The 23,667-nt window shown below is 57.9% G+C and carries 26 protein-coding genes; 9 read left to right on the top strand and 17 right to left on the bottom strand.

Translation table 11 applies throughout. The features are described from left to right. Nucleotides 1-6 precede the first annotated feature (6 nt). From AC2FAK_RS11685 to AC2FAK_RS11625, 13 genes are all read right to left on the bottom strand, one after another. Nucleotides 7-1,476 carry an aldehyde dehydrogenase gene (locus tag AC2FAK_RS11685; protein ID WP_095454939.1) on the bottom strand — a complete coding sequence of 490 codons (1,470 nt, stop codon included), beginning with the start codon at nucleotides 1,474-1,476 and terminating at the stop codon, nucleotides 7-9. Nucleotides 1,477-1,485: 9 nt separating this feature from the next. Beyond that, the gene (locus AC2FAK_RS11680; protein ID WP_029883147.1) at nucleotides 1,486-2,256 is read right to left on the bottom strand and encodes an aspartate dehydrogenase; all 771 of its coding nucleotides are present in this window, start codon (nucleotides 2,254-2,256) and stop codon (nucleotides 1,486-1,488) included. A gap of 9 nt (nucleotides 2,257-2,265) precedes the next feature. Further along, entirely contained in the window at nucleotides 2,266-3,060 is a 795-nt protein-coding gene (locus AC2FAK_RS11675) for an SDR family oxidoreductase (RefSeq protein WP_095454938.1), read from the bottom strand. Beyond that, complete coding sequence (locus AC2FAK_RS11670; protein ID WP_095454937.1) at nucleotides 3,044-3,814, bottom strand: alpha/beta fold hydrolase; 771 nt, start codon at nucleotides 3,812-3,814, stop codon at nucleotides 3,044-3,046. Before AC2FAK_RS11670 ends, AC2FAK_RS11675 begins: the two co-directional genes overlap by 17 nt. Nucleotides 3,815-3,823: 9 nt before the next feature. Further along, nucleotides 3,824-4,354 carry a cupin domain-containing protein gene (locus AC2FAK_RS11665; protein WP_095454936.1) on the bottom strand — a complete coding sequence of 177 codons (531 nt, stop codon included), beginning with the start codon at nucleotides 4,352-4,354 and terminating at the stop codon, nucleotides 3,824-3,826. A 10-nt stretch (nucleotides 4,355-4,364) separates the two neighbouring features. Continuing rightward, on the bottom strand, nucleotides 4,365-5,621 hold the full coding sequence (locus AC2FAK_RS11660; protein ID WP_095454935.1) for an MFS transporter: 1,257 nt from the start codon (nucleotides 5,619-5,621) through the stop codon (nucleotides 4,365-4,367). 25 nt (nucleotides 5,622-5,646) lie between these two features. Further along, nucleotides 5,647-6,834 carry an NAD(P)/FAD-dependent oxidoreductase gene (locus tag AC2FAK_RS11655; RefSeq protein ID WP_095454934.1) on the bottom strand — a complete coding sequence of 396 codons (1,188 nt, stop codon included), beginning with the start codon at nucleotides 6,832-6,834 and terminating at the stop codon, nucleotides 5,647-5,649. Next, nucleotides 6,831-7,757 (bottom strand): VOC family protein, encoded by a 927-nt coding sequence (locus AC2FAK_RS11650; RefSeq protein WP_095454933.1) that lies wholly within the window; start codon nucleotides 7,755-7,757, stop codon nucleotides 6,831-6,833. The genes AC2FAK_RS11655 and AC2FAK_RS11650 overlap by 4 nt, the downstream gene beginning before the upstream one ends. Before the next feature lie 78 nt (nucleotides 7,758-7,835). Further along, the gene (locus tag AC2FAK_RS11645; RefSeq protein ID WP_038983568.1) at nucleotides 7,836-8,624 is read right to left on the bottom strand and encodes an IclR family transcriptional regulator; all 789 of its coding nucleotides are present in this window, start codon (nucleotides 8,622-8,624) and stop codon (nucleotides 7,836-7,838) included. A gap of 12 nt (nucleotides 8,625-8,636) precedes the next feature. Further along, entirely contained in the window at nucleotides 8,637-9,386 is a 750-nt protein-coding gene (locus AC2FAK_RS11640; RefSeq protein ID WP_013098651.1) for an SDR family oxidoreductase, read from the bottom strand. Further along, nucleotides 9,386-10,408, bottom strand: a complete 1,023-nt coding sequence (locus AC2FAK_RS11635; protein WP_013098652.1) for an aromatic ring-hydroxylating oxygenase subunit alpha — start codon at nucleotides 10,406-10,408, stop codon at nucleotides 9,386-9,388. Before AC2FAK_RS11635 ends, AC2FAK_RS11640 begins: the two co-directional genes overlap by 1 nt. 10 nt (nucleotides 10,409-10,418) lie before the next feature. Further along, nucleotides 10,419-10,727, bottom strand: coding sequence for a recombinase-like helix-turn-helix domain-containing protein (locus tag AC2FAK_RS11630; RefSeq protein ID WP_020687064.1), 309 nt, complete (start codon nucleotides 10,725-10,727; stop codon nucleotides 10,419-10,421). Continuing rightward, complete coding sequence (locus AC2FAK_RS11625; RefSeq protein ID WP_013098654.1) at nucleotides 10,724-11,047, bottom strand: Rieske (2Fe-2S) protein; 324 nt, start codon at nucleotides 11,045-11,047, stop codon at nucleotides 10,724-10,726. Before AC2FAK_RS11625 ends, AC2FAK_RS11630 begins: the two co-directional genes overlap by 4 nt. Before the next feature lie 414 nt (nucleotides 11,048-11,461). Here AC2FAK_RS11625 and AC2FAK_RS11620 point away from each other — a divergent pair, with 414 nt between their 5' ends. Next, nucleotides 11,462-12,673, top strand: coding sequence for an MFS transporter (locus AC2FAK_RS11620; protein WP_095454932.1), 1,212 nt, complete (start codon nucleotides 11,462-11,464; stop codon nucleotides 12,671-12,673). Nucleotides 12,674-12,676: 3 nt separating this feature from the next. On the opposite strand, the gene speB is transcribed toward AC2FAK_RS11620, so the two are convergent. The 4 genes from speB to AC2FAK_RS11600 form a co-directional block, all read right to left on the bottom strand. After that, the gene (gene speB, locus AC2FAK_RS11615; protein WP_002434404.1) at nucleotides 12,677-13,597 is read right to left on the bottom strand and encodes an agmatinase; all 921 of its coding nucleotides are present in this window, start codon (nucleotides 13,595-13,597) and stop codon (nucleotides 12,677-12,679) included. A gap of 210 nt (nucleotides 13,598-13,807) precedes the next feature. Next, complete coding sequence (speA, locus tag AC2FAK_RS11610) at nucleotides 13,808-15,784, bottom strand: biosynthetic arginine decarboxylase (protein ID WP_014833212.1); 1,977 nt, start codon at nucleotides 15,782-15,784, stop codon at nucleotides 13,808-13,810. 8 nt (nucleotides 15,785-15,792) lie between these two features. Continuing rightward, on the bottom strand, nucleotides 15,793-15,924 hold the full coding sequence (gene yqgB / locus AC2FAK_RS11605) for an acid stress response protein YqgB (protein ID WP_127312443.1): 132 nt from the start codon (nucleotides 15,922-15,924) through the stop codon (nucleotides 15,793-15,795). A gap of 94 nt (nucleotides 15,925-16,018) precedes the next feature. Further along, the gene (locus AC2FAK_RS11600) at nucleotides 16,019-16,162 is read right to left on the bottom strand and encodes a hypothetical protein (protein ID WP_418250466.1); all 144 of its coding nucleotides are present in this window, start codon (nucleotides 16,160-16,162) and stop codon (nucleotides 16,019-16,021) included. A gap of 425 nt (nucleotides 16,163-16,587) precedes the next feature. Between AC2FAK_RS11600 and metK the strand changes: the two genes are divergently transcribed. The 8 genes from metK (at nucleotide 16,588) to ruvX (ending at nucleotide 23,662) form a co-directional block, all read left to right on the top strand. Beyond that, nucleotides 16,588-17,742: a methionine adenosyltransferase gene (gene metK / locus AC2FAK_RS11595; protein ID WP_013098658.1), complete on the top strand. Its 1,155-nt coding sequence runs from the start codon at nucleotides 16,588-16,590 to the stop codon at nucleotides 17,740-17,742. Between the two features lie 350 nt (nucleotides 17,743-18,092). After that, a complete protein-coding gene (galP, locus tag AC2FAK_RS11590) occupies nucleotides 18,093-19,490 on the top strand; it encodes a galactose/proton symporter (protein ID WP_020687062.1) in 1,398 nt (465 codons plus the stop codon). 58 nt (nucleotides 19,491-19,548) lie between these two features. After that, nucleotides 19,549-20,046, top strand: coding sequence for a SprT family zinc-dependent metalloprotease (locus AC2FAK_RS11585; protein WP_003860035.1), 498 nt, complete (start codon nucleotides 19,549-19,551; stop codon nucleotides 20,044-20,046). A 94-nt stretch (nucleotides 20,047-20,140) separates the two neighbouring features. Then, nucleotides 20,141-20,848 (top strand): deoxyribonuclease I, encoded by a 708-nt coding sequence (gene endA, locus AC2FAK_RS11580; RefSeq protein WP_013098661.1) that lies wholly within the window; start codon nucleotides 20,141-20,143, stop codon nucleotides 20,846-20,848. A 52-nt stretch (nucleotides 20,849-20,900) separates the two neighbouring features. After that, nucleotides 20,901-21,632, top strand: coding sequence for a 16S rRNA (uracil(1498)-N(3))-methyltransferase (gene rsmE / locus AC2FAK_RS11575; RefSeq protein ID WP_013098662.1), 732 nt, complete (start codon nucleotides 20,901-20,903; stop codon nucleotides 21,630-21,632). A 19-nt stretch (nucleotides 21,633-21,651) separates the two neighbouring features. Further along, a complete protein-coding gene (gshB, locus tag AC2FAK_RS11570) occupies nucleotides 21,652-22,599 on the top strand; it encodes a glutathione synthase (RefSeq protein WP_058680984.1) in 948 nt (315 codons plus the stop codon). Between the two features lie 86 nt (nucleotides 22,600-22,685). After that, nucleotides 22,686-23,246: a YqgE/AlgH family protein gene (locus AC2FAK_RS11565; protein WP_013098664.1), complete on the top strand. Its 561-nt coding sequence runs from the start codon at nucleotides 22,686-22,688 to the stop codon at nucleotides 23,244-23,246. After that, nucleotides 23,246-23,662, top strand: a complete 417-nt coding sequence (gene ruvX / locus AC2FAK_RS11560) for a Holliday junction resolvase RuvX (RefSeq protein ID WP_006811925.1) — start codon at nucleotides 23,246-23,248, stop codon at nucleotides 23,660-23,662. Before AC2FAK_RS11565 ends, ruvX begins: the two co-directional genes overlap by 1 nt. Nucleotides 23,663-23,667 lie beyond the last annotated feature (5 nt).

Below are 23,667 nucleotides of genomic sequence, written 5' to 3'. Positions count from 1 at the left end.
CCTTTCTCAGTCGCACCAGTGGTTGACGCTGTTACCCGTCGCCAGATAAATGCTCTTTTGCTGCATCCAGGCTTTCAGCCCCTGAATGCCCTTCTCGCGGCCCAGACCGCTCTCTTTAAAGCCCCCGAACGGGGTCGAAATCGCAAACACTTTGTAGGTGTTGATCCACACCGTGCCGGCCTCAAGCTGCTCACTTAAGCGCAGTGCGCGTCCGGTATCGCGTGTCCAGATCCCGGCGGCCAGGCCGTAAACCGAGTCGTTGGCCTCGCGGATAAGCGAGGTTTCATCGCGAAACGGCATCGCCACCAGCACCGGGCCAAAGATCTCCTCCTGGCAGACACGGGCGCTGTTGCTCAGCCCTTCAATAATCGTTGGCAGGAAGAAGCTGCCGCCTGCCAGCGTGGGATCGGCCGGGATCTCTCCACCGCACAGCACGCGGCCCCCTTCACGCTTTGCCAGCTCAACGTACGCCTGTACGCTCTGACGATGTTTTTCATTGATCAGCGGCCCAACGTGGACACCGTCGGTAAACGGATGTCCGACGCGCAGACCGCGGGTTAACTCCAGCAGCCGCGCCATCAGCGGGGCGTAAAGGCTCTCGTGGATAAACAGCCGTGAACCGGCGATGCACGCCTGCCCCGCCGAGCTGAAAATGCCGTAGCAGATCCCGCGCGCGGCCTGATCGATATCCGCATCCTCCAGCACGATAGTCGGCGATTTTCCGCCCAGCTCCAGCGATGCCGGGATCAGTTTTTCCGCCGCCACGTGGGCCAGGTGACGGCCCGTGGTGGTACCGCCGGTAAAGGAAATTTTGCGTACCTTAGGGTGGCGTGCCAGCGCGTCGCCAATCACCGAGCCTTTGCCCGGTAGCACGCTCAGCAGCCCGGCGGGCAGCCCGGCCTGTTCAAATATCCGCGCCAGCTCCAGCGCCATCAGCGGCGTGGCTTCGGCGGGCTTGAGGATCACCGCGTTACCCGCGGCAATGGCCGGAGCGACCTTCTGCATCTCGCTGGCAATCGGCGAGTTCCACGGCGTGATGGCCGCCACCACGCCGAGCGGCTCATAGCGGCTCAGGGTCAGTAAATCCGGCTGGCGCGGCGTCGGAAGTTCCCCTTCCAGCAGCTCGCAGGCGGCGGCGAAGTAGCGCGCCGTTCCCGCCGCGCTCATTACCAGCCCGCGGGCCTCCGCCAGCGGCTTGCCGTTATCGCGGCTCTGCATCTGCGCCAGCTCGTCGACGCGGGATTCAATGAGATCTGCCACCTTGTGCAGGATCTTCGCCCGTGTATGCGGCAGGCTGTGGCGCCAGGCGGGATCGCGCCACGCGCGCTCGCCGGCCTCGATCGCGTCATGCAGATCGTCGGGACTGGCCGCATTCAACGTCGCGTTGATCGACCCGTCTGCCGGGAAATAGCTCTGCATCGGGTTGCCACCACCGTGTCGCCACTGGCCGCCGATAAATATCTTCAGATCGTCCATCGTCACTCCTCAGCTCATGGCCAGCTCGCGGCAGGCGCGTACCGCGCTGAGTGCCGCCAGGGTGGAGGTTTTCGGGTTAGAGGCAAGCGGCAGGCCGCTTAGCTCCAGATGGAATTCACCAAACGCGCCTTCAACGTGCAGCGTGTGGGTGTTACGTTTCGTTGACGGGTCGACCATCAGCTGTACGCGCGTGTCGTCCATTCCCACGCCGCCGAGTGCCACGGTGGCCGCCACGTTGGCGTTGGCCGGAAACAGTCGTGCCGCCTCGCGGGCGCTGCCTTCAAAAAAGACCTGCGCAGCAGATACCGAATTAAGATCGATAAGCTGCTCGGCATAGCTGCCGCGCCAGCTGGCCGGGCTTTTACGCGACTGGTAGGTCACGCGCGCCAGCCCGCCCTCTTTTGCCGCCGCCAGCCCGTCGATACCGGCTACCGCCCCGGAGAGCAGCGTCAGTCTGCCGCCGGCGTTGAGCAGGCGCTGTTCGAGCGCGCTGTCCGCCAGTGCGCCGGTCGAAATAACCGCCAGATGCCAGCCGCGACGTAAAATATCCTCACCGTACTGCGCTACCGCCTGCTGGCTGGCGCACTCCAGCACCAGGTCGGGCGTTTGCGCGCATTCCAGCGGTGAGGTCAATGCCACTACCGCATCACCAAACTGCGCGTGAATCGCCGCATGATGGGCCTCGCGCGCCACAATCCAGCCGATAGCCACGCCAGCGGGCAGGCGCTCAATCACCGCCTGCGCCATGGCGCCAAAACCAATCAACATAATCTTTTTCATGATGTGTCCTTACAGATGGCGGCAAAAGCCGCCGGAAACGTCCAGTGCCGCACCGGTGGTAAACGAAGCCAGCGGCGAGGCGAGGAACAGCAGCGCCTGCGCGGGCTCCTGCGGCTTGCCGAGGCGCGCCATCGGAATACCGCGTTTGCGGGCGATCTCCGCTGTCCACTCCGGCCAGCTCTGGCTTTTGTCTGTCCGGTTTTCAAAGCGACGCAGCCACTGCCCGGACTCCACCATGCCAAGCAATATCGAATTCACGCGGATGCCTTTGCCCACCAGCTCTTTTGAGAGCGTCAGCGTCATATTCAGCAGCGCAGCGCGGGCGGCTGAGGTGGCAATCATGTGCTCCTCCGGCTGCAGCGCCAGCAGGGAGTTCACGCAGGTGATGGAAGCGATGTCGGACTGCTCCAGCAAAGGCTGAAACGCCTGCACCGGGTTGATCACGCCAAACAGTTTGAGTTCAGCTTCATGCAGCCACGCCTCGCGCGGGGTGTCATGGAAGTGCGCTACGTATCCCTGCCCGGCGTTGTTGATCAGCATGTCCACGGCACCAAAGCGCACCTGAACGGCATCCGCGAAGGCCTGCATCTCGTCAGCGTTCAGCACGTCGCAGCGATAAGAGAAAACCTCCCCGTCGGGGTATTCGTTATGCAGCGCGGCATGGGCGCTGGCGAGGCGATCCGGATCGCGGCCACAGAAGGCCACTTTTGCCCCCTCGCCCAGCAGCAGGCGTAGCGTTTCAAAGCCAATACCAGAAGAACCGCCGGTGACGACCGCTACGCGTCCGTCAATTTGTGCATTCATCGCGCACCTCTTCGTTAATACGTAAAAGCTGTTGGTTAAAAAACGCGTCGTTATCGAGATAGCTGGCATGTCCCGCCTGGGCAATGGCGATAAACGGCATGCCGTAGCGCAGCGCCAGCCCCTGCACCAGCTCGGGTTGCGTGATCGCATCCTGCTCGCCGCACCACACTTCAAAGTTGCCTGAATAGCGCTTCAGCCAGCCATGAATATCGTCGTGCGCCAGCATCCACGCGGCGGCGAGGTAGCCCTCGGGGCGAAGCCTGCGCATGCCCGCTGCCACGGTGGCGATATCCGCTTCACGCGCGCCGGGACGCAGCAGTTTTGCGGCGCGGGTTTGCGCGAGGATTTCGCCACCGAGTGCCATCTGCTGCTCGCGACTGCGCCAGACCTGCTCGCGCTGCTCCGGCGCGGCCTGGCCGTAACCCTGCGCGGCGTCCGCCAGCACCAGATGCAGCACACGATCCGGATATTTCGCCGCAAAGGCGCTGGCAACCAGTGCCCCGAGTGAATGGCCCACCAGCACCACCTGCCACACGCCAGCCCGGTCAAGCATCGCCGCCAGCGCATCGGCGTAATCCCCCGCGTTCGCCCGTTCCGCGGCCAGCATCGGGCTTTCGCCATAACCGGGCATGTCCCACGCCAGCACGCGAAAACCGTTCAGCGCCATCTGCTTGTGCCAGGAGGCTGCGCCAGAGCTGATCCCGTGCAGCAGCATCAGCGGAATGCCGCTTCCCTGTTCACGAAAACCCGTCATCATGCCCCCTTAGTTCCGCTTCACTTTCGAGAGCGGATGGTCCGCCGGGTAGGTCGGAATTTCCGGCTTGTTGGTGCCCAGCATGACGCACATCAGCGCCTCTTCTTCGCCGTGGTTAAACAGCCCGCGATAGATCCCCGGCGGAACGGAGATCAGGTCACGCTCGCGCAGCACGGTTTCGGTGTAGTTATCGCCGTCCTGGATCATCAGCGTGATCTGCCCTTTGAGCATGAAGAACACCTCTTCCACATCGTCGTGCAGGTGCAGCGGCCCTTCGCACTTCGACGGCAGTACCATGGTGGAAAAGGTAAAATGCTCCGCCTGTACGGTGTTGGTGTCGCTCGCCACGCCGGTAGCGCCGGTGCCGATATAGCGCATCTGCGCGCGGCGGTATTTCGGGTCAAAATCGGCCTGGAACTTCAGCGCGTTCCAGTCGTATTTACGGCCCTCAAAGCGCGCAATACGGGACTCGACCCACTCTTCCATCGTCAGGTGGTCAGGTTTGATGCCAGATGGGTTGGTTGCGGTTGAATCAGTCATGACACTCTCCTCAGTAACGTCTCAGCAGCGGCAGTAACAGGACGCAGCCCACCGCCGCCATCACCGCCAGAAAAATCAGCCCGGAATCCATGCTGTGGGTGAAGGCGATAAGCGCGCCCATCACCGCTGGCGACAGCGCGCCCGCAAAGTTTCCCAGCCCGTTGAAAATGCCGCCCGCCGTGGCGCTCACCCGTGGATGGGTGGCCTTTGCCAGCAGGGCGAAAATGTTGGGTGCCCCGGTGCCCCACATGAATGTGCTGAAGCTCATCGCCGCAATGATGGTCAGCGGGGTATCGAGGTGCATTACGGCCGTGAGCCCGACAGCGGCCCCCGCCATGGAGATGAAGCAGGCCGCTGCGCGCTTATCGACCCAGTCAGAGAGCCATGCGCCAATCACTTCCCCCGCCAGCATGGCGATGAACGGCATCGACGACAGCCAGCCCGCATGCTCCAGATGAATGCCCTTCCCCTTGATCAGGTAGCCCGGCAGCCAGCCGTTAATGCCCCACAGGTAGGTCAGGAAAGCGATGTTAAAGATGCAGATAATCCAGAAGTGCGGGCTGACAAACAGCTCGCGCCGTGCAGCACGCCGTTCGTCCCGGGAGGTCTGTGACGTACCGCTTTTCGCCTCCAGACGGATCCCGCGCAGACCGACGCGCACGAAGATCAGCACCGGTACGGTCAGCATCGCCATCACGAAGAAGGTGCTCTGCCAGCCGAAGGTGTTCAGCAGCCAGAGTGAGAGCGGGAAGCCAATCGCCGCCCCTACCGGCGTGCCCAGCAGCCACAGCATGGTGGCGCGCGCCTGCAAATGCTGTGGGAAGTTGTGGCGCACAATGGCGAAGGCCAGCGGGAACAGCGGCCCCTCCGCCACGCCCAGCAGAATGCGCAGCACGATCATCAGCGTGTAGTTATGGGTAAAGCCCATTGCCACCATCAGCACGCACCACACCACCATCATCCCGGTGAGCAGGCGCAGCGGGGCGATTTTGTCCCCCAGCCCACTGAGAAAGACCGATGAAAAGCCGTAGCTCAACAGGAAGGCGCTCATCAGAATGCCGAGGCGCGTGGTGTCAAAATCGATGCCCATCGCCTGCTGGAAATGGCCATCAGAAAACAGCGCGGCAATGCTGATTTTGTCGAAAAACGCCAGCAGCACGCAGGCCAGCAGCGACAGCGGGATGGCCCAGCGCACCGCTTTTTCAGGCGTGCGGGTCCCCTCACCGCTCGCCTCAACGGGCGCGGTGTTAGTGTCTAATGTGGTCATGTCTCCCCCTACGGGTGCGGGTTAGCTATCGCAATGACATCAGTGAAAAAGTCGGGTCGGCGAGCGGCACATCTGATAAATCCCGCCCGGCCGCCATCCAGCGCTTCGCCAGCTTGACGGTGCGCGCATCGTTGAATGCCACCAGTTGTGTCAGGCGCCCGTTTTCGTCCAGCGAGAAGTACAGCGCGTCTTCACGCACTATGGTGCGGCTGCCCGGCTGCGGAATGCCGAGGATCTGAATGTTGTGCTGGTATTGATCCGACCATAGCCACGGCGCGTCCTCATAGCCTGCGGCATCGGGGTTAAGCATCGCTTTTGCCGCCGCCACCGCCTGATTCTGGGCGAAGGCCCAGGACTGAATACACAGGCCGTAATGATGATGCTGTGCCACATCCCCGGCAGCGAAGATGGACGGATCCGACGTGCGGCCCTGCGCATCCACCACGATCCCGCGTTCGGTTTGCAGCCCCGCGTCGCGCGCCAGTTCCAGATTGAGATCGACGCCGATCCCTACCACCACCGCATCAAAGGTTTCACGTTTGCCATCACAGTGAATGACCGGCAGGCCGTTATCGTCCTCCAGCTCCAGCGCGCCGCAACCGGTTCGGATCTCCACGCCCTGCTCACGGTGAATGGTCTCTAAGCGCTGCGATACCTCGCCGCTCACCGAGCGCATGCACAGCGCAGGCTGCTGCTCGAACAGGGTGACCGCGACGCCGCTTTTGCGCGCAGAAGCGGCAATCTCCAGGCCTATCCAGCCGCCGCCCACAATCGCCAGCTTTTGACTTTCCGCCAGCCGACGTTTCAGGCGCTGCGCGTCCTGCCAGTGGCGCAGGGTGTAGACCTGCGGATGCACAGACCATGCCTCGCCCGGCAAGCGCGCCCGCCCTCCGGTGGCAATTAAAAGTATGTTGTAACTAAGATGTTCGCCGTTGCTCAAACGCACCGTTTTCGCATTGCGGTCAATCTGCTCCGCGCGCAGCGGACGGTACCAGGTCAGATTCAGCGCCTGCTGAGCCTCTTCAGTAAAGAGTCGCGGAAGCGTCGCGTCCGTCTCCAGCAGAGCCGCCTTCGACAGCGGCGGACGTTCATAGAAATCCCACGCCTCTTCCGCCACCACGCAGATCTCACCGTCAAAGCCTTCGTCACGCAGGGTTTTCGCCGCCCAGCCTCCCGCCTGACCGCCACCAATAATGACAATGCGCGACGTCATACCGCCTCCGGTTTTTTCTGCTGGCGGCGCGTGTCGTGATCGATCCCGCCTTCCACCGCCCACTCGGTAAAGGAGACCAGCGAATGCTCCAGCTCGCGCGGCTGCCAGTTTTCCGTCAGGTAGTCGTCATTGGTGTAATACTCGAACGCCCCGCCGGTCGGGCTGTTGACGTACCAGAAGTAGGCTGACGACACTGGATGGCGGCCGGGTCCGATAAACGTGCTCCAGGCGTTTTTGTTCATCGCAATCCCGCCGCCGATCACTTCGTGAATATCGCGCACGGTAAAGGCCACGTGGTTCAGGCCGCGCTTGCGGTTCGGCAGCTGCAGCAGGAACAGGTTGTGATGACCCCCGCGCACGCCGCAGCGCAGAAACACGGCGCGGTTGATGTAGCGGTCAGAGACCTGGAAGCCGAGCACCTCGCGGTAAAATGTCTCCACCGCCGCAAGCTCCTCCACGAAGAACACCACGTGCCCCACGTTAATGGGCTGGGCGCGATCGTAAACCGGGCTGGGGGTGTCGATACGGCGAGCGTCGCCCCACTGGTTGATCGGCTCAACATTCAGTTCCACCTCAGTCTGCTGGCTGACCTGCACACGCAGCGTCATGCCGTTCGGGTCAAGACACTCCAGGGCGTCATCCACTTCGCGAAAGCCGGGCTGCTGCGCAAGCTTCGGACGCAGCGCATCCAGATCTGACTGTGCGGCAACCGCCCATGTCATGCGGCGCAGGGTGTTGCCCGCTTCAAACGCCGGGGGCAGGTCGGGGCTGTCGATCGGGTTTAGTTCCACGCGCGCGCCGCTCAGGGTGGTAAAACGCTGGCCACTGGCATCGCCCGTCAGGCCAAAATCACGCATAAATTTGGCGCAGTGCGTCAGGTCTTCAACGCCAAATTCCAGCTTTTCAATTCCGGTTACACTCATCGTTCGTTGCCTCATCTGGCCCAAATTGGGCGTAAAACATGCCCGACGCAGCAAAGCGCCTGACCTTAACTCACTGATTTAACTGGCCTGTGATAAATACCCTAAGAAGCCAGAAATTTTGTCCGCCGCCAGACGAACCTCGTTTTGCAGTCGCTCGCGGTCGGCTTGTGGGATCTCTTCCGACGGCACCAGAATGCTCACTACCGCCGCCACGCGATGGCTTCGGTCAAACACCGGATAAACGATGGAGGAGATACCGTGGCGGAAGAAGGATTCACCGATCACGTACCCCCGGGCTTTGTCCTGCTGCACCATCTGCCACAGGGCTTCACGATCGTGAAGCTGACCCGGTGTGTTGCCCGGCAGGCGCTCGTGCGGGAACAGCTGTTCGAAATCGGCGCGGGAAATATCGGTCAACAGCATGCGGCCAAGCGAGGTGCAGTGCACCGGCAAACGGGTACCAATGCTGACCTGGTTGATGCGTGACCCGGCGGCGCTGACGCGGGCGATGTAGATGATGTCGCGCCCGTCGCGGATCGCCAGATGGCTGCTGCACTGGCTCACGTCGCGCAGTTGTTCAATCACCGGCTGACCCACCTGCGCCACATCCAGCGAGGCGATGTACTCAAAGCCCAGACGCAGCACGTTCATGCCGAGCGAGAAGGTATTAGTACGGGTGTTGCGCTCCAGAAAGCCCATATACTCCAGGGTCTGCACCACGCGGTAGGCGGTGGCCTTCGGCATATCCACCAGCCGGTGCAGCTCGGCAAAGGTCAGTTCGCGATGCTGCTCGCCAAAGGCCAACAGCAGCTGCAGGCCACGCTCCAGCCCCGGTACCAGATACTTCACTTCCTGATCGTTTGCCATCATCGCCCTACCTTAGTTAAAGACAAAACCGCCGTTGACCGGGATCAGTTGCCCGGTGATAAACCGCGACAGATCGCTTAACAGCCAGACCACGCTGCCGGTGACATCTTCCGGCTGCTGTGCCCCCGTTAACGCCCGGCCGTTTTCGTAGAGTTGGTGTCGTTCGGCGGGAACATATTCCGTTGCCTCGACGCGGGTCAGCCCCGGCGCGATGGCGTTGATTCGAATACGCTTTTCACCAAGCTCGCGCGCCATTGAGCGGGTCATGGCAATCACGGCCCCTTTGCTGGCGACGTAGGCCATCAGGCGCGGCGCGCCCCAAAGTGCTGTGTCGGACGCCACGTTCACGATCCCTGCGCCATCGCGCAGCAGCGGCACGGCGGCGCGCGTCACCAGCCAGGTGCCTTTGACGTTGACGCGCATCACCCGGTCCCACAGATCCGGGTCGTAATCGAGCATATTTTTGCCGCCCACGCCGGTCGCCATCGCCGCGTTATTTACCAGCCCGTCAATCTGCCCCTGCTCGCCAATCGCATTGAACACCTGCTCAATGGAGGCCGGATCGGCGAGATCGATAACGTGCGATTCGATCGTAAAACCCTGTGCCCGCAGAGCGTGTGCGCTTTCGGCCAGCTCGCCTTCAAGAATGTCGCACATCACCACCGCGGCGCCCTGCTCCGCGCAGGCGCTGGCGAAGTGATAGCCCAGCCCGCGCGCGGCGCCGGTCACCACAATGCGTTTTCCGCTCAGCAGCGCATTCATCAGGCCGCTCCCTGCTGCGCTTCACGCATCGCCAGTTGCTCTTTAGCGGCCTTTTGCATCATGCGGCGCAGGCGCGAGAGGCCGACATCGTGCTGGTACAGGTATTCATGGTCGCGGGCGTTTGGCGCCAGGCTTTCCAGCACCACGCGGTCCTGCTCCAGCACCTCCCAGTGCAGTTTTTCCAGGCGGTTACGGTACATGAATCGCCACATATCGCGCTGCCAGCCCTGTACGCGGCGGATACGCCAGAAGAAGACGCGGCAGTTGTCGTTATCTTCCGGCACCACCATGCCAACGATGAAGAAGTGGCCACCCGGTCCGAAACGCTTCTTATAGGGAATGGAGAGTCGCATCCAGCAGGTGCCACTATTGCCCAGCTCCACCCAGTCGAAGTTGACGCCGCTCTGCCCTTTTTTCTCGAAGATAAAACCGGTCTTCGTCGGCTGCAGGACCATGTCGGCCTTGCGATCCCCTTCCGCCATCGAGTGCGAGGAGGAGTGGAGATACGTACCGTGCATTGGATCCATCACGTTTTCCAGCGCGTACTGGTAGTTACATTTCCAGGCTGCGGTGCAGAGGAAGTTGCTGAAATGTTCCGTGTCGGCGAGTTCATCCGGGAAGGTCAGCTCGTCCGGCTGCTGATCGGCGGTGACGCCAAACCACAGGAAGATGGCACCGTGCGCCTCCTGCACCTGATAGCTGCGCACGCACTGCTGGCCGACCAGCGGACATTTGTCCACGGCGGGCACGTCTTTCACTTCACCGTTTCCCGCCACTTCCACGCCGTGATACCAGCAGGCGATGCGGTCGCCAAGGTTCCAGCCCATCGACAGACGCGCACCGCGGTGCGGACAGCGGTCTTCCAGCGCCTGCACCTGACCATCTTTATTGCGCCAGACCACAATCTGTTCGCCCAGACGAGTAATGCCCACGGGCGCAGACTGCACTTCCCAGCTCGCCAGCACCGGATACCAGAGGCCACGCAGACCTTTATCGAGATAGTTTTGTACGGTAGTTGTCATCGCGTCGTCCTCAGTAGCCGTTAACCTGTAAGAATGCCTGGAAGCTGGCGTCGCTCCACGGCTCGCCCTGCTGGTCATGCATGCGCACCGCGTTCAGCCCGTTGACCAGCTCCGGCAAGGTTTCAACGCCCTGCTCAAAGAGATCTTCCAGCGTGGCGATAAGGCTCATTTCCCAGTTTTCCGGCACCCGGCTGCGGGTCTGCCAGATCAGGTTCTGATACTCACCCGGTTTATGAATGGCGCCGTTCCCGCCCTCTGCCGGGGGCGTAAACTGGCGGCTTTCGGGCAGCGCCGGGTTGAAGTTCAGGATGTCGCTCATGCCACGGTCTCCTCGACAAAAGTAATCTGGATTTGGTTTTCAAATACCCGAACCGGGTAGCGGTTGAGGTTTCGGCCGCCGGGGCCGTGCAGGCACTGGCCGGTTTTGACGTCGAACACCGCCTCGTGCAGCGGGCATTCCACTTTGCCGTCCTCGACAAAGCCCTGACTCAGCAGCGCATAGGCGTGCGGGCATACGTCTTCCAGCGCGTAATATTCGCCGTCGATTAAATAAACGCCGATCTCTTTACCTTCAACGTTGCCGCTAAAAGGGAAATCTTCCTGTACTTGTTCTGCGTCACATACGCCTATCCAGCTCATCACGATCCTCCAGGCTTTTGTTTCATATATGAAACTCTGTTTCTTATTTAATACGGTCAATATAAAAGCGATGAATGTTTCGTCAAGCGTCAATGTGACGAATTTGTTAATCAGACGACAATTAATAAGCTAAGTGTGCAAGGGATCACGAAAAAATGCAGCGATATGAAATTTTCATTATTAAGGCGTGAATGAATACGTTTTAGTGATGAACTCAAAGCGCAAATAAAAAATATTGACTTCTTTTCTTTTTCTTCCTTAAAAATAAACAACTGAAAAAGCACCGTGTTTCACCTGTGAAACACATTTAAAAATACATCTTTAAAAACAACAAGTTTCACTGGTGAACCATTTTACATCCGTGACAATCACATTGATAAAAATATAAATGCGAGAACGCATAAGGCGGGCAATATGACGGCAAGATGGCAAGGCACAATTGCACTGTTATTTCTCATTATTATTTCCTACATTGACCGGGTAAATATCTCGGTGATGATTTTAAACCCGGAATTTGCCGAACATTTTCAGTTAAATGAAAACAGAATGTTACAAGGAATGTTAATGACCTGCTTTCTTCTGGGTTATGGATTATCGGCTTTATTATTAACACCGGTTATCGAAAGCAAACTGCATTATCGACATGGATTATTAAGCAGCATTGCGATTTGGGCTCTGGTCTGCGCCATTTCTCCCTTACTCGGATCGCTAATGGGAATGCTCATCGCCCGTGTGATTCTGGGGATCGCTGAGGGACCGCTCTTTTCACTGAAAACCCGCTTTATCAGCGATAACTTTCGTGCGGAACAGGTTGGCAAACCCAACGCCGTGACCGCACTGGGCGTCTCGCTCGGGCTGGCCGTGGGCTTTCCGCTGGTGACCTGGCTGATGGCCCATCTGGGCTGGGCCGGATCGTTTTATGCGCTGGCGGCAATCAACCTGCTCCTTGGCGGCGGCCTCATCTGGCGTTTCCTGCCGGCACCGCGCAGTACGGTAAAAATGCACAAACGGGGGCTCGCAGAGACAGTGACGCTTGCCTGGCAAACCCCGCTGTTGGGCTGGATCCTGCTGGTTGAAATCGCCACGCTGAGTTATCTCTGGGGGAGCAGCGCCTGGCTCCCGGCGTGGCTACGCGACGAACATCACTTCTCACTGCACGCCACGGGCATGCTCGCGGCCATCCCCTTCCTGTTGAGCCTGGGCTCAAAATTCCTTGGCGGGGTACTGCTCGATAAAATGCGGCCAGAACAGGCACCGCTGCTGTTTGTCGCGGGCGGGGCGCTGACGGCGTTATCCGTGATCGCGCTGATGCTCAGCCATCAGCCTGCCTGGCTGGCGCTGTTTATGCTGTCGGCTAACGTCTTCTGGGGACTTCAGGGCGCGACCATTCCGGCGGTGATCCAACATCACGCCGCGCGGGAGGCGGTGGGGAGCGCGTACGGCATCATTAATGGGATCGGCAATATTTGTGCCGCCTTTATTCCGCTGCTGATGGGGATGGTGATGAGATCGGTGGGGTCGGTCAGCTCTGGCTTTTCCGTGCTGGTGGTGTCGCAGATTATCACTCTGCTGGCGGGGGGAATGTTGCTGCTGCGCATGCGTCGCGCAGCAGCAATCAGCGCGTAAGGCTTATTCGCCTTTTTTCGCAGCCTGGATATAGAGCATTTCCAGTGCCAGGGTCGCCGCGGCCAGCGCGGTGATCTCGGACTGGTCATAGGCAGGCGCCACTTCCACCACATCCATCCCGACAATGTTCAGATCCTTCAGGCCGCGCACCAGTTTGATGGCGCGGTCTGAGGTCAGCCCGCCGATCACCGGCGTACCGGTGCCCGGCGCAAACGCCGGATCCAGACAGTCGATGTCGAAGGTCAGGTACACCGGCATATCACCGACGATCTGCTTAACCTGCGCGATGATGTCATCCACGCCGCGATCGTTCACCTGGCAGGCGTCCAGCACGGTGAAGCCGTTGTCTTTGTCAAACTCGGTACGGATACCGATCTGCACGGAGTGGTTAGGATCGATCAGACCTTCATTCGGCGCGGTGTAGAACATGGTGCCGTGGTCGAACTCGCAGCCGTTCGCGTAGGTGTCGGTATGCGCATCGAAGTGCACCAGCGCCATTTTACCGAAGTGCTTCGCGTGGGCGCGCAGCAGCGGCAGGGTCACGAAGTGGTCGCCACCGAAGGAGAGCATGCGCTTACCGGCAGCCAGCAGCTTCTCGGCGTGGGCCTGCAGCTTTTCGCTCATTTCACGCGCGTCACCGAAGGCGTACACCAGGTCACCGCAGTCCACCACGTTCAGGCGTTCGCGCATGTCGAAGTTCCACGGGAAGCGGTTATGCTCCCAGGCCAGGTTCGTGGAAACCTGACGGATCGCCGCCGGGCCGTGACGACCGCCCGCACGGCCTGATGTGGCCATATCAAACGGCACGCCGGTGATCACCCAGTCAGCATCGCTGTCGTACGGCTGGAAGTTCATCGGAAGGCGTAAAAAACCAAACGCGTTAGATACCAGAGAGTTGTCGTACTGATGACCTAAAGTGCTCATGTCCTGACCTCTTTTAAAGTCGATGCGTTAAAAACAGATGAAAAAAAATCCCCTCCGCGTCGTTAAACCCGACGAGGAAGGGATTGATTCGTAAATCGCTTATTGGGGCGAATTATCGCCGTTAATTCATACGGGTTCAAGTGAGTATAGGGCATTGTGCGGCCTTTGCCCCTCACCCCGCCCCTCTCCCACAGGGAGAGGGAGGTCAACCTACTCGTCTTCCAGGTACGTGTACCCGTACAGACCCGCTTCAAACTCTTCCAGGAACTGCTGCTGCAGCGCGTCATCCAGACCGGTGTTTTTCACCTGATCGCGGAATTGCGTCAGCAGGGTTTTCGGATCCAGCTGCACGTATTCCAGCATGTCCGCCACGGTGTCACCTTCGTCAGACAACTCCACTTCCACGCTGCCGTCAGGGAAGACAAACACGTCAACCGCTTCGGTATCACCGAACAGGTTATGCATGTTGCCAAGGATCTCCTGATACGCGCCGACCATAAAGAAGCCCAGCATTGGCGGGTTCTCCGGGTCGTATTCCGGCATTGGCATGGTCGTTGCGATACCGTCGCCGTCAACATAGTGGTCGATGGCACCGTCGGAGTCACAGGTGATGTCCAGCAGCACCGCACGACGTTCCGGGGCGTGATTCAGCCCTTCCAGCGGCAGAACCGGGAACAGCTGATCGATACCCCAGGCATCCGGCATCGACTGGAACAGCGAGAAGTTGACGTAAATCTTGTCCGCCATACGTTCCTGCAATTCGTCGATAATCGGACGGTGCGCACGGTTGCTCGGGTCCAGCTGTTTCTGCACTTCATGGCACATGTTCAGATAAAGCTGTTCGGCCCACGCGCGCTCCTGCAGGCTAAAGGTGCCTGAAGAGTAGCCGACGTGAATATCATGCAGGTCCATCTGGCTGTCGTGCAGCCATTCGCGCAGTGAACGGCGCGTGCCTGGCTCATGCATCTCCTGCCAGGTTTCCCACATGCTTTGCAGCGAACGCGGGGCATCGTCTTGCGGAGGCGTCGCTTCGGTGATTTCGCTGCGCTCAACGCCGATGATGTTAGAGACCAGCACCGTATGGTGCGCGGTCACCGCGCGGCCAGACTCGGTGATCACCGTCGGGTGCGGCAGGCCGTGCTCTTCACAGGCATCGCCAATCGCCCAGATAATGTTGTTCGCGTATTCGTTCAGGCCGTAGTTCACGGAGCAGTCGGACTGCGAGCGGGTACCTTCATAGTCCACGCCCAGGCCGCCACCCACGTCAAAGCACTGAATATTGACGCCGAGCTTGTGCAGCTCAACGTAGAAACGCGCTGACTCACGCACGCCGGTGGCGATATCACGAATGTTGGCCATCTGCGAACCGAGGTGGAAGTGCAGCAGCTGAATGCTGTCCAGACGACCGCGCTCGCGCAGAATTTCCACCAGCTGCAGTACCTGGTTTGCCGCCAGACCGAATTTAGATTTTTCGCCGCCGGAGGACTGCCATTTACCGGAACCCTGCGAGGCCAGACGCGCACGCACGCCAAGACGTGGCACCACGTTCAGGCGCTCGGCTTCTTCCAGTACGATGGCGATTTCTGTCATCTTCTCGATAACCAGATAGACCTTATGGCCCATCTTCTCGCCAATCAGCGCCAGACGAATGTATTCACGGTCTTTATAGCCGTTACAGACGATCACTGAACGGGTCATGCCCGCATGCGCCAGTACGGCCATCAGCTCTGCTTTTGAACCCGCTTCCAGACCCAGCGGTTCGCCGGAGTGGATCAGGGATTCAATGACGCGGCGGTGCTGGTTCACCTTGATGGGGTAAACCAGGAAGTAGTCGCCTTTGTAACCGTAAGATTCACGCGCACGCTTGAACGCGGCGTTAATAGAACGCAGACGGTGTTGCAGGATCTGCGGGAAGCAGAACAGTGCAGGCAAACGCTGGCCCTGCGCCTCACGTGCTTTCACCAGTTTGGCGAGATCCACGCGCGCTTCAGGGACGTCCGGGTCCGGGCAGACGCTGATGTGACCCAGCTCGTTAACGTCGTAGTAGTTATTGCCCCACCAGGCAATATTGTAAGTGCGCAGCATCTTGCTGGCTTCCTGGGAGCTCATCGCAACCTCCTGCATGGAACGTAGTACACCCTGTTCGCCCGCTGACGAAGGCGAAAAAGAAGACATGTCGTCAGACATAGCGAACCTCAACTCTTTGTATTAAGTGTAAAACAGTTGACTACTATCGCAGCGTTATACGGCGATAACAACCCATAAACGGCTCCGTTTCCCAGCAGAGTATGCTGAAATCCAGACCGTGCGACCGGTTTCTTATTCATATCATTGTAAAACACGTATCCGAACTCTGTATGACAAGGTTCGGCGAAACCACGAGAAAACTCTTGTATTAACAAGAGCGCCCTTGTTCAGTTTTCACAAAGCGTGACCGGCTCTGGAATCCTGAGAAGCGCCGAGATGGGTATAACATCGGCAGGTTTGCAGACTAGAAATGCGGGTTGCGGGAATCAAATGCGCGCCAGAACGGCTGCGCTGAATTAGCGGAAAACGATGGTTCATTATCTCGTATCACCTCCACGGCCGCCTCTGCTGAAACGGACCACAAGCCAAAGCTAAAAGTTCACTGCTTAACCCGGCTGGAAGTGGCGACACGATGAGTTCATCGAGCGCTTTTTTGGTATGAGCCGCGCGCCGCGTTTTATACCGAGAACAGGGGTAAAAAGCAAAAGATAAATACGCGGGTTGCCAGGAGCGTCAGGAAAAATTTCCAGTAATGAATTCAACTCAGTGAGAGCGTTGTCAAAAAAAACTGGAAATCGGGCGAAGAAGTGACCTAAAATAGCCATCCAGATGTTAATCCATCTATACTGATTAACACTCATACTGCCAGTGTCAAAAAACCTGCGGCCTTGGTAGAATTATCTCCTTTGGCTATTCCACACAGCAGCTTGAGCTAACCAAATTCCTCTTAGGTGAAATAAAACATGGCAAAACACCTGTTTACGTCCGAGTCCGTATCAGAAGGACATCCTGATAAAATTGCTGACCAAATCTCCGATGCGGTGCTGGATGCGATCCTGACTCAGGATCCGAAAGCGCGCGTAGCGTGTGAAACCTATGTCAAAACCGGCATGGTTCTGGTTGGCGGTGAGATCACCACCAGCGCATGGGTTGATATCGAAGAGATCACCCGTAACACGGTACGTGAGATCGGTTATGTACATTCTGATATGGGCTTTGATGCCAATTCCTGCGCGGTTCTGAGCGCAATTGGTAAACAGTCTCCAGACATCAACCAGGGCGTTGACCGTGCCGATCCGCTGGAACAGGGCGCGGGCGACCAGGGTCTGATGTTCGGCTATGCAACCAACGAAACCGACGTGCTGATGCCAGCACCGGTGACTTACGCGCACCGTCTGGTGCAGCGCCAGGCTGAAGTGCGTAAAAACGGCACCCTGCCATGGCTGCGCCCGGATGCAAAAAGCCAGGTGACCTTCCAGTACGACGACGGCAAAATCGTCGGCATTGACGCGGTAGTTTTGTCTACCCAGCATGCCGAAGATATCGATCAGAAATCCCTGCAGGAAGCAGTGATGGAAGAGATCATCAAGCCTGTTCTGCCAACCGAATGGCTGAGCAGCGCAACCAAATACTTCATCAACCCAACCGGACGCTTTGTGATTGGCGGCCCAATGGGTGACTGCGGTCTGACCGGTCGTAAAATCATCGTTGATACCTACGGCGGCATGGCGCGTCACGGTGGCGGTGCATTCTCCGGTAAAGATCCATCAAAAGTGGACCGTTCTGCTGCTTACGCTGCACGCTATGTGGCGAAAAACATCGTTGCTGCAGGCCTGGCTGACCGCTGTGAGATCCAGGTTTCCTACGCCATCGGCGTGGCAGAGCCAACCTCCATCATGGTTGAAACCTTCGGTACTGAAAAAGTGCCTTCAGAACAGCTGACCCTGCTGGTGCGCGAGTTCTTCGACCTGCGTCCATACGGCCTGATTCAGATGCTGGATCTGCTGCACCCAATCTACAAAGAAACCGCTGCATACGGTCACTTTGGTCGCGAACATTTCCCATGGGAAAAAACCGACAAAGCCGCTCTGCTGCGTGAAGCTGCCGGTCTGAAGTAATCCACTACCCGCTGCTTAAACAGGCCAGCCTTTGTGCTGGCCTTTTTTATGGCGGGTGGCGGCAATGTTTGGAACCGCTTACACCTCACTTTCTAAACCCCGCTTTCAGAATATTCTCTTTGCATGATCGCCTTTCTTCTGCTGTTACATTTCCTTTCAGTTAAGTCTGAAATTCACACAAACGCGATGCACATCAATTAATTTACCTCTATATTTTCAAAGCTTTAATTATTTTTACGGTTGCAGCTTAGTGTAACCGATTACACCATTGTGATTTGTCTCACATATTTTTACGGGTCGCTCACCTACCCTTAACATCGATAAAACTGATAACCCAACTGGAGGGCATAATGCCTGACAATAATAAACAGGGGCGTACGTCCAACAAGGCGATGACTTTCTTCGTCTGCTTCCTTGCCGCCCTGGCAGGATTACTCTTTGGTCTGGATATCGGCGTGATTGCCGGCGCTCTTCCCTTCATCGCAGACGAATTCCAGATTAACGCACACACCCAGGAATGGGTGGTCAGCTCCATGATGTTTGGCGCGGCCGTTGGTGCCGTCGGCAGCGGCTGGCTCTCTTTCAAACTGGGACGTAAAAAGAGCCTGATGATTGGCGCGATCCTCTTCGTCGCCGGTTCCCTCTTCTCTGCCGCCGCTCCTAACGTTGAAGTGCTTATTCTTTCCCGCGTGCTGTTGGGGCTGGCCGTGGGCGTGGCGTCTTATACCGCGCCGCTTTACCTGTCAGAAATCGCGCCGGAGAAAATCCGCGGCAGTATGATTTCGATGTACCAGCTGATGATCACCATCGGTATTTTGGGTGCTTATCTGTCCGATACCGCGTTCAGCTACAGCGGCGCATGGCGCTGGATGCTGGGCGTGATCATCATTCCTGCCGTTCTGCTGCTGATTGGCGTCTTCTTCCTGCCGGACAGCCCGCGCTGGTTTGCCGCCAAACGCCGCTTCCACGATGCTGAACGGGTACTTTTGCGCCTGCGAGATACCAGCGCAGAGGCGAAGAACGAGCTGGAAGAGATCCGCGAAAGCCTGAAGGTGAAACAGTCTGGCTGGGCGCTGTTCAAAGAGAACAGCAACTTCCGCCGCGCGGTATTCCTTGGCGTGCTGTTACAGGTAATGCAGCAGTTCACCGGGATGAACGTCATCATGTATTACGCGCCAAAAATCTTTGAACTGGCGGGTTATACCAATACCACCGAGCAGATGTGGGGCACCGTGATCGTGGGGCTGACCAACGTGCTGGCGACTTTCATCGCCATCGGTCTGGTCGACCGCTGGGGACGTAAGCCAACGCTGACTCTGGGCTTCCTGGTGATGGCCGCCGGTATGGGGATTCTCGGTACCATGATGCACATGGGCATTCACTCTCCAACCGCGCAGTACCTGGCGGTAGGTATGCTGCTGATGTTTATCGTCGGGTTTGCAATGAGTGCCGGTCCGCTGATTTGGGTTCTGTGCTCTGAAATCCAGCCGCTGAAAGGGCGTGATTTCGGTATCACCTGCTCTACTGCGACCAACTGGATTGCCAACATGATCGTCGGTGCCACGTTCCTCACCATGCTCAACACGCTGGGTAATGCGAACACCTTCTGGGTCTACGCCGGTCTGAACCTGTTCTTTATTGTTCTCACCGTCTGGCTGGTTCCTGAAACCAAACACGTTTCACTGGAACACATTGAACGTAACCTGATGAAAGGTCGTCCGCTGCGCGAAATCGGCGCACACGACTAATCCTCTTGCGGGAGGCGCCTCTTGCGCCTCCCCGCTTCGCGCTTTATGCTCTGCCCCTATGAAAGCACCCCGTCTCCCCATCGCCATTCAGCAAGCCGTTATGCGCAGCCTGCGGGAAAAACTCGCCCAGGCCAACCTGAAGCTCGGCCGTAATTATCCGGAACCGAAACTCGTCTACCAGCAGCGAGGAACCGCGGCGGGTACCGCCTGGCTGGAATCCTATGAGATCCGCCTGAACCCGGTTCTGATGATGGAAAACCAGCAGGCGTTTATCGAGGAGGTGGTACCGCACGAACTGGCACACCTTCTGGTATGGAAACACTTCGGCCGCGTGGCTCCGCACGGCAAAGAGTGGAAATGGATGATGGAGGCGGTGCTCGGCGTTCCGGCACGCCGGACTCATCAGTTTGAACTGGAATCGGTACGCCGTAATACCTTCCCCTACCGCTGCCAGTGCCAACAGCATCAGCTCACCGTTCGTCGCCATAATCGTGTGGTACGCGGCGAGGCAACCTACCGCTGCGTGAAGTGCGGCGAGCCACTGGTCGCAGAATAACCAACTGAACTTTCAGGAACTTTCCTGATCTGGCTGATTGCATACCGGAACAACTTTCGCTACGTTGCGGGCTCGTTTTGACACGGAGTGTAAGATGTCCCGTAATTTCTCTCTCGCGGTTGCCTTTTTGACAACGGCCCTCTCCGGCCAGGCTCTGGCCGACGGTATCAACAGTTTCTCCCAGGCCAAAGCGGCAGGCGTGAAGGTCAACGCTGACGTGCCGGGCGATTTCTACTGTGGCTGCAAAATTAACTGGCAGGGTAAAAAAGGGATCGTTGACCTTGAATCCTGCGGCTATAAGGTGCGTAAAAACGAAAACCGCGCCAGCCGCATCGAGTGGGAGCATGTGGTTCCGGCATGGCAGTTTGGTCACCAGCGCCAGTGCTGGCAGGATGGCGGACGTAAAAACTGCGCCAAAGATCCGGTCTATCGTCAGATGGAAAGCGATATGCACAACCTGCAGCCGGCGGTTGGCGAAGTCAATGGCGATCGCGGCAACTTTATGTACAGCCAGTGGAACGGTGGCGAAGGTCAGTACGGCCAGTGCGGTATGAAGGTTGATTTTAAAGAGAAAGTCGCTGAGCCACCCGCCCGGGCACGCGGCAGCATTGCCCGCACGTACTTCTATATGCGCGATCGTTACAACCTCAACCTTTCCCGCCAGCAAACCCAACTGTTTAACGCCTGGAATAAACAATACCCGGTCACCGAGTGGGAATGTCAGCGCGACGAACGCATCGCCAGGGTCCAGGGGAATCATAACCCTTACGTCCAGCGGGCTTGCCAGGCGCAAAAGAGCTAACCTACACTAGCGGCAATTCGCTTACACAGCATGACACATGGAATTTTTGACTATGCGTATTCCTCGCATCTATCACCCTGAACTGATTACCGCTGGCCGCGAAATCGCCCTGTCTGACGATGCTGCCAACCACGTTGGCCGCGTGCTGCGCATGGGGGCAGGCCAGGCGATTCAGCTGTTTGACGGCTCCAACCAGGTTTTCGACGCGGAAATTACGCGGGCGGATAAAAAAAGCGTGCACGTCAATGTGCTGCGCGGCGAAATCGATGACCGTGAATCGCCGCTGCACATTCATCTGGGCCAGGTGATGTCGCGCGGGGAAAAGATGGAGTTCACCATTCAGAAATCCATTGAACTGGGTGTAAGCCTCATTACGCCACTTTTTTCTGAGCGCTGCGGCGTTAAACTGGATGCGGAACGTCTGAACAAGAAGATCCAGCAGTGGCAGAAAATTGCCATTGCTGCCTGTGAACAGAGTGGCCGCAACCGTATTCCGGAGATCCGCCCGGCGATGGACCTGGAAGACTGGTGTGCAGAAGAGGAGAGCGGGCTCAAGCTTAATCTCCATCCGCGCGCCAGCGCCAGCATCAATACGTTGCCGCTGCCCGTTGAGCGTGTACGCCTGCTGATTGGCCCGGAAGGCGGCCTGTCGGCAGATGAAATTGCCATGACGGCGCGTTACCAGTTTACTGATATTCTGTTGGGACCTCGCGTTCTGCGCACTGAGACAACGGCACTCACAGCCATCACCGCGCTACAGGTGCGGTTTGGCGATCTGGGTTGACCCATTAACGGAGAAGAACATGATCAAGCTCGGCATCGTGATGGACCCCATCGCAAACATTAACATCAAAAAAGATTCCAGCTTCGCTATGCTGCTGGAAGCGCAGCGTCGCGGCTATGAGCTCCACTATATGGAGATGAACGATCTTTATCTGATCAACGGTGAAGCCCGCGCACGCACCCGCATCGTTAACGTCGAGCAAGATTACGACAAATGGTACGAATTCGGCAGCGAGCAGGATATTGCGCTCGCCGATCTCAATGTCATCCTGATGCGTAAAGATCCTCCGTTCGACACCGAATACATCTACTGCACCTATATCCTTGAGCGCGCAGAAGAAAAAGGGACGCTTATCGTCAATAAGCCGCAGAGCCTGCGCGACTGCAACGAAAAGCTCTACACCGCCTGGTTCTCCGATCTGACGCCGGAAACGCTGGTGACCCGCAGCAAAACACAGCTTAAGGCATTCTGGCAGAAGCACGGTGATATCATCATGAAGCCGCTGGACGGCATGGGCGGTGCGTCTATTTTCCGCGTAAAAGAAGGCGACCCGAATATCGGCGTGATTGCCGAAACGCTGACCGAACTGGGTACGCGTTACTGCATGGCACAGAACTATCTGCCCGCGATTAAAGATGGCGATAAACGCGTCCTGATCGTGGATGGCGAACCCGTGCCTTACTGCCTGGCACGTATCCCGCAGGGGGGCGAAACCCGTGGCAATCTGGCGGCCGGTGGCCGTGGCGAACCGCGTCCGTTAACCGAAAGCGACTGGGAAATTGCCCGCCGCGTCGGCCCAACGCTGAAAGCCAAAGGCCTGATCTTTGTTGGCCTGGATATCATTGGCGATCGTCTGACCGAAGTGAACGTTACCAGCCCGACCTGCATTCGTGAAATTGAAGCGGAATTCCCGGTCTCGATCACCGGAATGCTGATGGACGCCATCGAAAAACGGCTCCAGAAATAACTTACCAATACTATTAGTGACAGCACCCCGGTTTGTCCGCATACTGGGGCTGTCGCTTTTTAAACCAGGAAACAGTACCTCTGACAATGAATTTACAGCATCACTTTCTTATTGCCATGCCTGCTCTCCAGGACCCGATTTTCCGCCGCTCCGTGGTTTATATTTGTGAATACAATGAAGACGGCGCGATGGGCATTATCATCAACAAACCGCTGGAAAACCTGCAGGTTGAAGGGATTCTGGAAAAGCTGAAAATTACAGCTGAAGCGCGCCTGCCGGAAATCCGTCTTGATAAACCGGTAATGCTGGGTGGCCCCCTTGCAGAGGATCGCGGGTTTATCCTGCATACGCCGCCCATTTTCTCTTCCAGTATTCGTATCTCTGACAACACGGTGATCACCACCTCCCGCGATGTGCTGGAAACGCTGGGCACCGCAGAGCAGCCTTCCGAAGTGCTGGTGGCACTGGGTTACGCCTCCTGGGAGAAGGGTCAGCTTGAACAGGAGATCCTGGATAACGCCTGGCTCACCGCACCTGCGGATATGAATATCCTGTTTAAAACCCCTATCGCCGATCGCTGGCGTGATGCGGCGAAACTGATTGGCATTGATATTCTGACCATGCCAGGCGTAGCGGGGCACGCGTAATGAGCGGAACACTTCTGGCCTTCGACTTTGGCACGAAAAGCATTGGCGTCGCCGTCGGCCAGCGTATCACCGGCACCGCTCGCCCGCTCACGGCCCTTAAGGCGAACGACGGCACACCGGACTGGAACCTCATTGAGCGTCTGCTCAAAGAGTGGCAGCCAGACGATGTGATTGTCGGTCTGCCGCTGAACATGGATGGCACTGAACAGCCGCTTACCGCCCGCGCGCGTAAGTTTGCCAATAAAATCCACGGTCGCTTTGGCGTTTCCGTGAAACTCCACGACGAACGATTGAGTACCGTCGAAGCGCGTGCCGGCCTGTTTGAGCACGGGGGTTTCCGCGCACTCAACAAAGGCAGCGTCGATTCGGCTTCTGCCGTCATTATCCTCGAAAGCTATTTCGAACAGGGTTACTGAGCGCC

Source organism: Enterobacter cloacae complex sp. 394F7 (assembly GCF_057320385.1).
The sequence above is the reverse complement of the archived record's forward strand: the minus strand, read 5'-3'. Positions and strand labels throughout refer to the sequence as shown.